10 protein-coding genes and 1 other RNA gene are annotated in these 12,829 nt (G+C 45.0%); 3 read left to right on the top strand and 8 right to left on the bottom strand.

Features of this window, described 5'->3' with window-relative positions:
- Positions 1 to 296: 296 nt before the first annotated feature.
- Positions 297 to 693: a transfer-messenger RNA gene (ssrA, locus tag HXT38_RS01410) on the top strand.
- Between the two features lie 96 nt (positions 694 to 789).
- Here ssrA and miaA read toward each other — a convergent pair.
- Positions 790 to 1,803: a tRNA (adenosine(37)-N6)-dimethylallyltransferase MiaA gene (miaA, locus tag HXT38_RS01405; protein WP_112928883.1), complete on the bottom strand. Its 1,014-nt coding sequence runs from the start codon at positions 1,801 to 1,803 to the stop codon at positions 790 to 792.
- Positions 1,804 to 1,945: 142 nt separating this feature from the next.
- Here miaA and HXT38_RS01400 point away from each other — a divergent pair, with 142 nt between their 5' ends.
- Positions 1,946 to 2,755, top strand: a complete 810-nt coding sequence (locus tag HXT38_RS01400; protein WP_004107417.1) for a GTP pyrophosphokinase — start codon at positions 1,946 to 1,948, stop codon at positions 2,753 to 2,755.
- 162 nt (positions 2,756 to 2,917) lie between these two features.
- The gene (locus HXT38_RS01395; protein ID WP_004118787.1) at positions 2,918 to 3,664 is read left to right on the top strand and encodes a Bax inhibitor-1/YccA family protein; all 747 of its coding nucleotides are present in this window, start codon (positions 2,918 to 2,920) and stop codon (positions 3,662 to 3,664) included.
- Between the two features lie 446 nt (positions 3,665 to 4,110).
- Here the strand turns inward: HXT38_RS01395 and tuf are convergent, their stop codons facing one another.
- The 7 genes from tuf to HXT38_RS01360 all read right to left on the bottom strand — a co-directional run bounded on the left by tuf (position 4,111) and on the right by HXT38_RS01360 (position 12,824).
- Complete coding sequence (gene tuf / locus HXT38_RS01390) at positions 4,111 to 5,310, bottom strand: elongation factor Tu (protein ID WP_004118785.1); 1,200 nt, start codon at positions 5,308 to 5,310, stop codon at positions 4,111 to 4,113.
- 168 nt (positions 5,311 to 5,478) lie between these two features.
- Positions 5,479 to 7,608: an elongation factor G gene (fusA, locus tag HXT38_RS01385; protein ID WP_004107409.1), complete on the bottom strand. Its 2,130-nt coding sequence runs from the start codon at positions 7,606 to 7,608 to the stop codon at positions 5,479 to 5,481.
- Positions 7,609 to 7,650: 42 nt separating this feature from the next.
- Entirely contained in the window at positions 7,651 to 8,121 is a 471-nt protein-coding gene (gene rpsG, locus HXT38_RS01380; protein WP_004107405.1) for a 30S ribosomal protein S7, read from the bottom strand.
- Positions 8,122 to 8,124: 3 nt separating this feature from the next.
- The gene (gene rpsL / locus HXT38_RS01375) at positions 8,125 to 8,496 is read right to left on the bottom strand and encodes a 30S ribosomal protein S12 (RefSeq protein ID WP_003813881.1); all 372 of its coding nucleotides are present in this window, start codon (positions 8,494 to 8,496) and stop codon (positions 8,125 to 8,127) included.
- Positions 8,497 to 8,763: 267 nt separating this feature from the next.
- Complete coding sequence (locus HXT38_RS01370; RefSeq protein WP_101892129.1) at positions 8,764 to 10,014, bottom strand: cell division protein FtsQ/DivIB; 1,251 nt, start codon at positions 10,012 to 10,014, stop codon at positions 8,764 to 8,766.
- A gap of 48 nt (positions 10,015 to 10,062) precedes the next feature.
- The gene (murC, locus tag HXT38_RS01365; RefSeq protein WP_174163721.1) at positions 10,063 to 11,625 is read right to left on the bottom strand and encodes a UDP-N-acetylmuramate--L-alanine ligase; all 1,563 of its coding nucleotides are present in this window, start codon (positions 11,623 to 11,625) and stop codon (positions 10,063 to 10,065) included.
- Positions 11,625 to 12,824 carry a UDP-N-acetylglucosamine--N-acetylmuramyl-(pentapeptide) pyrophosphoryl-undecaprenol N-acetylglucosamine transferase gene (locus tag HXT38_RS01360; protein ID WP_421791915.1) on the bottom strand — a complete coding sequence of 400 codons (1,200 nt, stop codon included), beginning with the start codon at positions 12,822 to 12,824 and terminating at the stop codon, positions 11,625 to 11,627. The genes murC and HXT38_RS01360 overlap by 1 nt, the downstream gene beginning before the upstream one ends.
- Positions 12,825 to 12,829 lie beyond the last annotated feature (5 nt).

Raw genomic sequence — 12,829 nt, 5'->3', positions numbered from 1 at the left:
AGTAGACCACGCATACTTATAAATCTTCATATGTATCATACATGAATACAGTATATGGGCATAAAATAAACATTTGTTATAATCTTTTATTCATTACAAATCAACTACAACTCATATTTACGCTTGGCAAATAAAATCACCTAACTAATAGTATACTAATCAATACCCCCCCCCCAAAAAAAATCATCCGAACGACTATGCCGTGAGGAATAAGTGCTCAAGCAGTTCGTAACGTTAAAATATGATACAATGTAGAAATGTGTGCTCTAGAGCAACAATTGTTTGAAAAATCAAAAGGGGTCGATCGGTTTCGACGGCGATCTGTTCGCCGCGGGGAAGCGTGCCGAGAATGCGGAAGTCCACTCGTAAACGTCCTTTCGCAAAAGAATAAGTGCTAAATCTAATCGCACTGAGTTCGCTCTCGCTGCCTGAGCTTCGCGCCAGGATTAACCAGTGAGCAGCTGCTCCGTTCACCCACTCACGTCTTCGGAGTGGTGCTGAACGTCATAAGAAGACTTGCTTGAATTGCCGAGCTGCAGGGCAATTCAGGGACTTTGACTGTAGATATGCTCGCCATGAATTGTCTGCGATAACATGGGGGCAGAAAAACTGCCGCACGGCCAGCAGACTACGCACGTAGAAGACCGAGGGTACGGTCACCGGACCGGGGTTCAATTCCCCGCGACTCCACAAACGCAATAACGCCACTGCTCAAACAGTGGCGTTTTTTGTAGCAAAACCCAAATTATTTGAGTTATTTCCTAAAACCCAACGTTCCCAAGATTTAAGCTAAGCGTCAAAAGCATCTCCGAGATGGTGCTGAGTAGCGTGCTCAGTAGCGTCAGAACTATTGCAATCAAACTCCCCCGCATCCGCAGCATCAACAATCGCGAGCGCAGCTTCCGCAAGATCCGGTCGCAACGCGTCCAACCAGTAAATGCGTGCATCCCTACCAAACCAACCCATTTGTTTGCGTGCAAGTCGTCGAGTTTTTTGCGCAATATCCGCAAAAGCCTCATCCTCACTCCAAACGCCATCCAAATAATCCATAATCTGCTGGTAGCCAAGAGCACGAGCTGCAGTCACACCCAATCGCCCTCGAATTGCGCGCACCTCATCCACAAAACCCTGCTCACGCATAATTTGCGTACGTAAATCCACGCGCTTATCTAAATCTTCACGACGCAAATCTAAGCCAATTTGCACGCAATCAATCACATACTTATACTTCGGAAGCGTTGCGGAATAAGGCTTTCCCGTAAGCTCAATCACTTCCAGCGCGCGAATTGTACGTCGCGGATTGCGCGCATCCATATGAGCCGCAGCAACCGGATCCTTTCGTTGCAACTCATCAAAAAGCGCACCTGCTCCTTCTTTGCGCTCGCGCTCCTCCAAAGCTGCACGAATAGACTCATCCGTGCCTGGGAATGTAATATCATCCACAGCAGCACGAGCATACAATCCCGATCCTCCAACTAAAATCGGCCTCACACCACGCGATTGCAACTCACTAATACACTGCCTTGCCAAAGTTTGAAAGCGCGCAACCGTCATCGTTTCTTCAGGATCAATAATGTCAAGCAAATGGTGTGGTACTTCCGCCTGCTCCTGCGCACTCGCCTTAGCCGTGCCAATATCCATGTAACGATACATTTGATACGCGTCTGCGTTGATGATTTCCGCACGAATCCCGCGCTCAGCTAATTTTTTCGCAAGCGCAATACCAAGACTAGTTTTGCCTGAAGCTGTAGGACCAACTATTGAAATTACTTTAGGAATATTATCCTGCTTATTTTCAGACAAAATACACTCCCCGTCAAAATACTTTCCTAGATTTTGCTTGCGCGCAATCACCTAAGATATTTATATCACGCTTTGCAAAGAATATTACATTTACATACGCACTCCCAGACGTTTAGCAGTTTTTATAGTATTATTAAAAGACGTGATACTTGATCGTCATAACCGCGTAAACGCAGCAGAACTCTATGCGCGTCTTCATAGCAACGAAGCAGCTAATGAAAGCAACAATTTAAGTAGCAATGTAAGCAATACAAAAAATCAACAAAATTGCTCCCAATGCGACAAAACTAATTCGCTTATGCTTCCTGAAGACCAAATCGACGAATTTGTAAACATGATGCAAATTTACGAAGGAGCAATGTACGAAATAAGTACAAAGCTCGAGATTCTAGATAGCGAATTTCAGGTGCGATTCTCTCACGACCCAATTCACCACATGGAACGCCGTCTTAAATCAGTGCACTCAATTTTTGAGAAGCTGCAAAGGCGTCATCTAGATATTTCCACGCGCTCTATACGTGATAATCTTTTCGACGTAGCTGGAATTCGCGTAATTTGCAACTACTGCGACGATGTGTATTCTGTAGCGCAATATCTTTCTAAACAAACAGACATTCAAGTATTGCAAGTTAAGGATTATATTAAGAATCCAAAACCTAATGGATACCGCAGTTTGCACGTAATTTATGCAGTTCCTGTGTTCTTGTCTTCTGGAGCACACTACACGCCAGTTGAAGTGCAATTCCGAACTATTGCGATGGATTATTGGGCCAGCTTGGAGCACGCTTTAAGATACAAAGCCGGTTTGCCAGATGCAAAGTTGGCTGAGCACTCTCAAACCTTGCTCGATTGCGCACATAGCTTGCAAAATATTGAAACACAAATGCAAGGTATTCACCGCGATATTAATGGCGCTCCTCAAGTTGAAGAGGCACCTAATAGTAAGGCATAATATCAATGCGAAGCGCAAGATTACGAAATACTAAAATCAGCTTATTGTACGAACGTATAAATTATGCTGTATTTTTTTAGCATTTTCCCAGATGCTTTAATTATAATTGTGTGAAAACATTGTCTTGACAGCGTTTTATTTCATAGCTGTTAAGGAGAAATAATGACAAACTTTACTCAAGATTATTACGGAAGCGGTGCTCCTGAGGTTATTGACACTCAGGCAACATATGCTTTTGAAGAAGCAAAAAGAGTTTCAGTAGGACGCACTTATGGTGAAATGACGCTTGGATTGATTGTTACAACTCTTGTGGCACTGTTCACTCAGAGCGGTAATTTCTGGCTTAGATTTATGTTTGCAACCCGCGGATGGGGTTGGATGATGCTGGCAATTGCTCAGGTTGTGATAGCAGTTGTTCTTGGAACGCGTTTAATGAAGATGAGTGAGACAACAGTACGAGTTTTGTTCTATGCTTATGCTGCTTTAACAGGATTCACTTTAAGCTCAGTCTTTCAAGTATTTAGCCTTGGATCCGTGGCATTAGTGTTTGCTTTAACTGCAGGATTCTTCCTGTGCTTGACAATGCTTGCACTTACTACAAAAAAGGATTTGCTTAAAGCTGGTCCAATTTTAATGGTTGCATTACTTGTATTCGTTGTTGCGCAAATTATTATTTCATTTATTGGGCAAGATACTGGAACAATGCGTCTTATGGCTGGAATTGGCATCGTTATTTTTGCAGGTTTAACAGCTTACGATGCTCAGCAAACTCGCGCATTACTTGCACAATATGAAAATCAGCCTGAAATGGTTAAGAAAGTATCTATTTTCTGCGCATTCCAGCTGTTCTTGGACTTCATTAACATGTTCATCTACTTGCTAGAGTTGCTTGGAGATAATAGAGATTAGTAGTTCTGATTTTCTAAACACAAAACCCTGCTGAATTTGTTCGGCAGGGTTTTTATTTATGTGTTCTGTGTTCCAAACATGGGCGCGACGACATGCTTGAGCGCAGCATTGCGCGCGCGAAAGCAACTCGGAGCGCCGAGCTTGCTCAGGGTTGAAAGCACAGTGTGCTTTCAACGCAAGCGAGCCCTGCCTTCGTCAATCGAGACGAAGGCAGGGCAGGTTCGTGTGGTTGGGTTTTAGAAACTGGGTTGTGTTTTGTGTGCGCGACGACATGCTTGAGCATTAACCACAACCGTGCTTCGCATGCCAAATCGCGCTTTGAAGGAGCTTGAAATCCCAATGATTTCAAGCTCCTTCAAAGCGCGCACGAACATAATAAAGACCCCACGAGGAAACTCGTGGGGTCTTTATTAAGCCTTAGCTAATATTTTCAGTTAGAGAAAATACTAGGCAAGAATCTTGGTCACACGACCGGAACCAACGGTACGGCCACCTTCACGAACTGCGAAGGTCAAGCCCTCTTCCATTGCGATAGCCTGGATCAACTCAACAGTGAAGGTTGCGTGATCGCCTGGCTGAACCATCTCAACGCCGTCTGGCAAGGTGATAACGCCGGTGACGTCGGTGGTGCGGAAGTAGAACTGTGGACGGTAGTTGGAGAAGAACGGCGAGTGACGGCCACCTTCATCCTTGGTCAAGACGTAAACTTCGCCTTCGAACTTGGTGTGTGGGGTCACAGAACCTGGAGCAGCCACAACCTGACCACGCTCAACGTCGGTACGGTTGATACCACGGAGAAGAAGACCAGTGTTATCGCCAGCCTCGGCCTCATCCATCTGCTTGTGGAAGGTCTCGATGGAGGTAACGGTGGTGGTCTGAGTTGGACGCAAACCAACAATCTCAACTGGGGTGTTGATTGGGAGCTTACCACGCTCAACACGACCGGTGACAACGGTACCACGACCGGAGATGGTGAACACATCTTCGATTGGCATCAAGAATGGCTTGTCAAGATCGTGAGTTGGGGTTGGGATGTACTCATCAACAGCCTTCATGAGCTCCTTGACGGTCTCTACCCACTTCTCGTGATCTGGAGCGTCATCGTGCAAAGCACCGTAAGCAGAGGTGCGGATGACTGGGCAGTCGCGATCGAAGCCGTTTTCTTCGAGGAGGTCACGAACCTCTTCTTCGACGAGGTCGATAAGTTCTGGATCATCAACCATATCGCACTTGTTCAAAGCAACGAGGATCTTCGGGACACCGACCTGCTTAGCGAGCAAAACGTGCTCACGGGTCTGAGCCATAGGACCATCGGTAGCAGCAACCACGAGGATTGCGCCATCCATCTGAGCAGCACCGGTGATCATGTTCTTCACGTAATCAGCGTGGCCTGGAGCGTCCACGTGAGCGTAGTGACGCTCAGCGGTCTGATACTCGATGTGTGCGATGTTAATGGTAATGCCGCGTTCCTTCTCTTCTGGAGCGGCATCAATCTGATCGAAGTCATACTGAGGGTTCAGATCTGGATACTCGCCATGCAGCACCTTAGAAATAGCCGCGGTCAAGGTAGTCTTACCGTGATCAACGTGACCAATGGTACCAATGTTAACATGCGGCTTAGTACGCTCGTACTTTTCCTTTGCCATGTGTTTGTCCTCCTGGACGTCTCGTAGTTTGCCTCACACATTTGTGAGAGGTCTTTCGCTACATATTACTGGGTTTCTGGGTTAGGTGCCACTTCGGTGCCAGAACCCAGTCAACGTAGGAAATTCTAGCGTTGACCGGGGACAGAAAACACCGAAGTAGCGTGCGCTTTATTCGCCGCGCTGAGCCTTAATAATCTCGTCCGAAACGGCCTTCGGGACCTCCGCGTAAGAGTCCATCTGCATGGTGAACATTGCGCGGCCCTGAGTCTTAGAACGAAGATCGCCAATGTAGCCGAACATTTCGCTCAGCGGCACCTTGGCATCGATAACTTTCACGCCAGTAGCATCAGTCATAGACTGGATGTTACCGCGACGAGAGTTCAAATCGCCCATGACATCGCCCATGTACTCTTCTGGAGTACGGACTTCGACAGCCATAATTGGTTCGAGAATTACCGGATTAGCCTTAGGAGCAGCTTCCTTGAAGCACATGGAACCTGCAATCTTGAAGGCCATTTCCGAAGAATCGACATCGTGAGTCTGACCGTCGGTGACGGTTGCCTTTACACCCACAACTGGGAAGCCAGCCAAAACGCCGGATTCCATAGCTTCCTGCACGCCTGCATCGATTGAAGGAATGAATTCCTTGGTGATGTGGCCGCCGGTAACTTCGTTGACAAACTGATAGGTTTCGCCAGATTCTGTGTCGAGAGGCTCGAAGTTCATCAAAACCTTTGCGAACTGACCAGAACCACCGGTCTGCTTCTTGTGAGTGTATTCCTGGTTCATAACAGCCTTACGAATCGTCTCACGGTAAGCAACTTGTGGCTTACCAACGTTCGCTTCGACCTTGAACTCACGACGCATACGATCAACGATAATGTCAAGCTGAAGCTCGCCCATACCGGAAATCAAAGTCTGACCAGATTCCTCATCGGTCTTAACCTGGAATGTAGGATCCTCGTCAGAAAGCTTAGCCAAAGCCAAGCTCATCTTTTCCTGATCAGCCTTCGTCTTTGGCTCCACAGCAACCTCGATAACAGGATCTGGGAATGTCATGGATTCCAAAGAAATTGGGTTCTTTTCGTCGCACAAAGTATCACCAGTGCTGACGTTCTTCAAACCAACGAAGGTGTAGATGTTACCAGCTTCAGCTGAATCTACAGGATTTTCCTTATCAGCATGCATCTGGAAGATCTTACCAACGCGTTCCTTCTTGGACTTCGTGGAATCGTACACGGAATCGCCTGGCTTTACTTCGCCAGAGTAAACGCGCACAAACACGAGCTTGCCATAGAATGGATGGGTTGAAATCTTGAATACCAATGCTGCAAATGGATCTGTATTAACTGGCTTACGGTCAATTTCAACAGATTCGTCACCTGGCTTGAAGCCCTTAATAGATGGAACATCTTCTGGGCTTGGGAGGAAGTCGACAACAGCATCCAGCATTGGCTGAACACCCTTATCCTTGAATGCAGAACCGCAAGTTACTGGGAATGCCTTACGCTCAATGGTAAGCTTACGGATACCAGCGCGCATTTCTTCTTCAGTAAGTTCGCCAGTTTCAAGATACTTCTCAACCAGCTCATCGTCAGCTTCAGCAACCTGATCCATAAGCTCAGCACGATACTGTTCTGCACGTTCCTGCAAATCTTCAGGAATGTCAACGGTGTCATAGTGAGCACCCATATCGTCCTTAACGTCATTCCAGACGTAAGCCTTCATACGAATCAAGTCAACAACGCCAACGAAGTCGTTTTCAGCACCGATTGGAAGCTGAATAACGAGTGGAGTTGCACCGAGCTTCTCCTTGATGGTCTTGACAGAATAGTAGAAATCAGCGCCAAGCTTATCCATCTTATTGATGAAGCAGATACGTGGGACGCTATACTTATCAGCCTGACGCCACACGGTTTCGGACTGAGGTTCCACACCTTCCTTACCATCGAAGACTGCTACAGCACCATCGAGCACGCGAAGGGAACGTTCCACCTCAGCGGTGAAGTCCACGTGGCCTGGGGTATCGATGATGTTGATCTGATAGCGATCATCAACATCATGAGTCTGACGCTTCCAGAAGCAGGTAGTTGCAGCAGACTGAATAGTAATACCGCGCTCCTGCTCCTGAGCCATGAAGTCCATGGTAGAAGCACCATCATGAGTTTCACCGATCTTGTAGTTCTTACCAGTGTAGTAAAGAATACGTTCGGTGGTAGTAGTCTTACCAGCATCAATGTGCGCCATGATGCCGATATTACGAACCATATTCAGGTCGTTAAGCACATCTTGTGCCATATTCTTATCCTTAGCTCTTTAAGATACCGATTATCTTGTGGATTACCAGCGATAGTGAGCAAAAGCCTTGTTTGCTTCTGCCATCTTGTGGGTATCCTCGCGGCGCTTCACGGAAGCACCCAAGCCATTGGAGGCATCGAGAATTTCGTTGGCCAAACGCTCAGCCATAGTCTTTTCACGACGAACACGTGAGAAGTCAGTAAGCCAGCGGAGGGAAAGAGTGTTTGCACGAGCAGGCTTAACTTCGACTGGAACCTGGTAAGTTGCGCCACCAACGCGGCGAGAACGAACCTCAAGATTTGGACGAATGTTATCAAGAGCGCGCTTCAATACAGAAACTGGCTCCTGCTCGGTCTTTGCCTTCACCTGCTCAAGAGCGGTGTAGACGATGTTTTCTGCGATGGACTTCTTACCATCGAGAAGGATTTTGTTAATCAACTGAGCCACGACGGTCGAGCCGTAGATTGGATCAGGAAGCAGTTGATGCTTTTTTGCAGGTCCTTTACGTGACATGTTTTACTTCGCCTTCTTTGCTCCATACAGGGAACGACCCTGCTTGCGGTCCTTGACACCCTGGGTATCTAATGCGCCACGCACGATGTGGTAACGCACACCTGGGAGATCCTTCACACGGCCACCACGCACGAGCACGATGGAGTGCTCCTGCAAGTTGTGACCTTCGCCTGGAATATAGGCGGTTACTTCAATACCAGAGCTGAGGCGCACACGAGCAACCTTACGAAGCGCGGAATTTGGCTTCTTAGGAGTGGTGGTGTACACACGGGTGCACACGCCACGACGCAGCGGGCTACCCTTCAAGGCCAAAGTCTTTGACTTTTTCGGCTTGGCCTGACGTCCTTTACGGACAAGTTGTTCAATCGTAGGCAACTTAAGTTCTCCGATTCATTGTTATTTTCTATTTGGTGAAAACCGCCACACTGCAGCACACCATAACCAAAGAATCGGTTAAAGAGTAAAAGCCACAGTCCACCGGCCCGATGGCCCTCGCGCCTCCAGCCACACATTACTGCGCACTATCTTTGGCACTTGGGATATCCCAACACGCACGCCTATAACATAAGGCACGCCGTTGGCACACACGAATTACTATTATACACCTAATCTTGACAATGCAATTAATAAAGTTTTAAAACCCTATTTAAGAATTGGACGCACAGGAGCAGACACATCTAAGCTGCGTTTGTTTCCAATTTTACTAGGATCATCAATAATCTTGGCAACAATAGCTTTCTTTAACTCAATCTGAGACGAATTGCCCCATATAATAGTTTTTTTAACATCCCCTAATTCTGTTTCGACAGAATCTTGAGTTTTTGCACTAACTCTCGTAACTCTAGCTCGCAAAGATTCCGAAAGTGAACTAACAATTTTTACAGCTTCAAGTACCGCTCTATTATTCAAACTTCTTTGCACATTTGAAACTTCAATAACAGGTATTCCTTGTGTTGTAACTTGAGCTACGGCATTTAACACGCGACCTTTAGCGTCAACAGCAGTTAATTTATTGCTATCTCGAGTTTTGAGCATTGCTGCAGGACGTTGCGCATGTACAGAAACATGCAAACCATTAGGAAAATTCTTAGAAACTTTTGCTTCAGTTACGCCAGGAATATCGTTAAGTTGGTTAATTACTTCTTGAGAAGAAACTAAAAATAGTGATTTACCAACCTGAGTTGACGCAATTGAAGCAATTTTTTGCTCACTCACCCACTCGTTAGATCCAGAAATACTTATATCGCTAGACTTAAGAAGAAAAACTGGCGAGAAGAATAAAAACCAAACAATCGCCGAAACAGAGGCAATCACTGCAAGAATTGCAAGAATTCGTTTAACAGTAAATTGCAAATAAGCAGATTTACGTTCTTTCAAACGCTCTCGAAAATTAATTATTCTAGGACGAGTAATCATTCCAAGAGAACCAGAAGTTTGACTTAAAGTTTTTCTTACAAAATCAAGCTTCGGCAAAAGTCTAGCGTCAACAAACTTACCTTGATGATTTTTTTCATTAACATCAGCTACTCGTATTTGCGATGTGTTTTGGCTGATTATATGCCTTTGGAAACGCTGGTCTTTGCGCAACGACGAAGCAGATCTAGGTTTAGAAATATGAATTTTTTCATCACGCGTTTTTTCGATACTAGATTTTTTTATATTAGATTTTCCGATATTAGATTTCGCACCACGCGCTACACCACGCAATACACCACTACGCAATTCATTATTAAGCAATTCAGCACTACGAGACGCACTACTACGAGACGCAATGCTGCTTGATTTATTACTACGAGACTCTTCAGTACGCGCAATATTAAGACTTGAAACGGTACGACGATGCGAATTATTTGCATCAGCATCGTACGATTTGCTTGACCTCACGCGACCCATAATTGCCTCTCGTAATAATTTATATTTTAATCGCTTAATTTCAAAGCACTACAATGCTTCTAGCATAACAGACGTCATAGCAGTAATACTTCCTGCACCAACTGTAAGCAGCACATCACCAGATTTTGCACGCAAAGCCAGTTTCAACGCAGCTGCGCGCATATCGTCAACCGCTTCAATTTTTACATCAAGATTCTGTGATTTTGCAGCTTTAACAATAGTTTCAGCATTAATATTTGGAAAATCTTCCTGCTTTTCGCGAGCTGGGAAAATTCCTGTAACAATTACATCGTCTGCAAGAGCCAAAGATTTTGCAAACTCATTAGCAAAAGCCTGCGTTCTGGAGAACAAATGAGGCTGAAACAGCACGCGAAGAGTAGAAGAAGTGTACTTTCTTCGAGCAGCGCGCAATAATGCAGCTATTTCAGTTGGATGGTGAGCATAATCGTCCACAACTGTTACACCATCAACACATCCACGAATATCAAAACGACGAGACGCACCTCGGAAGCTTTCTGCACCACGAGCCGCATTTTCTGGATTCATACCGAGCAATACTGCAGCAACAATAGCTGCAGAAGCATTAAGAGCATTATGCAAACCTGGTATTAACAAGCTAACTTGCACCTTGTTCGAACATTTAGTATGCTCATCCAAAATTTTTTCTGGCAATACAAGCGTAAACATTTCGCGACCACTTACAGCTTGCTCATTTTCATGCTCAATACTTGCGAAGATAGCTAATTTTTGTACGCGCGAGCTGAGTTTTAGGCTCCAAGTATCCAAATTACCGTAAGCAATTGTTTTGTTTAAAATATTATCCGGCATAGCTTCAAGTACTTTTCTAGCACCTTCGTCTTCTGCACAAATTATTACGTTATTAACAGCATGACTTACGTGCTCAACAAATGCTTCTCTGTATCGTTCACTAGAGCCGTAATGATCCAAGTGATCTGCTTCAGCATTTGTTACGATTGCAATACTTGGGCTGTATTTTTCAAAACTTCCGTCAGATTCGTCAGCTTCAGCAACCATAACAATTCCATTACCAGCATGACCGCCGTCTAAAACTGTTCCGTCTGCGGCTTGAATAGATCCGCCGATTGCGTAGCTTGGATCAGCCAAATCGCCTACTGCAGCCACAGTTAATATATGAGAAAGAAGTGAGCTAGTAGTTGTTTTACCATGCGCTCCAGCAACAGTCACACCAGTTTTTGCAGATAATAATAACGCAAGAATATCGCTGCGATGAACAAGTTTTATGCCGCGCTCATGTGCTGCCATAATCTCCGGATTGCTCGGTTTAATAGCACTTGAATACACGAGTACATCTGCATGCTCAACATGTGAAGCACTTTGTCCAATTTCTACTTCAATACCTAATTCTTCCAAGCGTTGAGTGTGATCATTTGCTTCACGATCGCAACCGCTTACGCTTACTCCCTCTTCATGCAACATTTCTGCCAGAACACTCATTCCAGCTCCGCCAATGCCAATAAAATGCACTCGCCCTAGTTTTGAAATAGTTTGCGAATCATCAAACGCTGATTTTACTGGGTTTAAATCAATGTTGTTATGAGATGAAGTTGTATTGCTATTAAGATTAGTCATTACTTTCTGCCTTCTTTTGCGATTTCAAGAATACGCTTCGCCATAACGTCTGCAGCATCACGAATACCATAATTCCAAGATTTAGTGCGCATAGCTTGTAATTGCTTTTTGTTTTGCAATAAAGCTAATCCTTCATCTATAAACCACTTCGCATTGAAATCAGCATCATTTACCATTAATGCTCCCCCTGCATTTACTACAGGCTCAGCATTGAAACGCTGCTCGCCGTTGCCAATAGGCAATGGCACGTATACAGCAGGTAAGCCAAGTGCAGAAATTTCTGCAACCGTTCCAGCTCCTGCACGACATATAACTAAATCTGCACAAGCAAAAGCCCAATCAATACGCTCTAAATATTCTGCAATATGATAATCGCCACAACCAGCATGCTCTGGTTTAATATCATTTATTTGCGATTCGCCTACTTGCTTTGCAACTATATTTCGTACTTCTTCCGCTTTTGCGCGACCAGTTAAGTGAATTACTTGCGCATGTTTTAAAATATCTCCTGCTGCTGCAGCAACAGCTTGATTTATGCTTTTTGCACCCAAAGATCCGCCGGTAACAAGAATAATTGGACGTTTAGGGTCAACGCCAAGTTTTTGCGCACCTTCAACGCGAGCGGAATCATAATCTTTTTCTAATCTTTCACACAATTTAGAAATAGCAGGTCTAAGAGGTAAACCAACTCTTTCAACTTTGACACCTTTTCGTGTGCGCAAATCAGTATTCCCATAAACTGTTCCAACAGCATCAGCCCAACTTGCACCCAAGCGATTTGCCATTCCAGATTTAGCATTCTGCTCGTGAATCACAATAGGAATATGCTGCGCATGAGCTTGAGAATATACTGGAGCAGAAGCATAGCCACCGAAGCCCACTACTATATCTGCTTTTCTAGCGGCTAGTATATTTCGCACTTTGCGTTTTTCGCGCATCCATCGAATTGGAAACTTAATTGCATCCAAATTTGGCTTACGTGGGAACGGCACTTTTTCTATAGTGTCAAGTTCGTATCCTGCATTCGGCACAAGACTTTTTTCCAAACCAACTTCTGTGCCAATTACACTAATTAACGCTTCAGGATTGAGCTTTTTAATCGCGTTTGCAACAGAAAGCAAAGGATTGACATGACCTGCAGTACCCCCGCCTGCAAGAACAATATGCACTTCCTGCTCAATAGCATTATCAAACTTCATTTCAC

It is taken from the genome of Gardnerella sp. DNF01157 (genome assembly GCF_049244225.1).
Lineage (GTDB): Bacteria > Actinomycetota > Actinomycetes > Actinomycetales > Bifidobacteriaceae > Bifidobacterium > Bifidobacterium leopoldii.
Note: the sequence above shows the minus strand (reverse complement) of the source record. Positions and strands in the feature narration are given on the sequence as shown.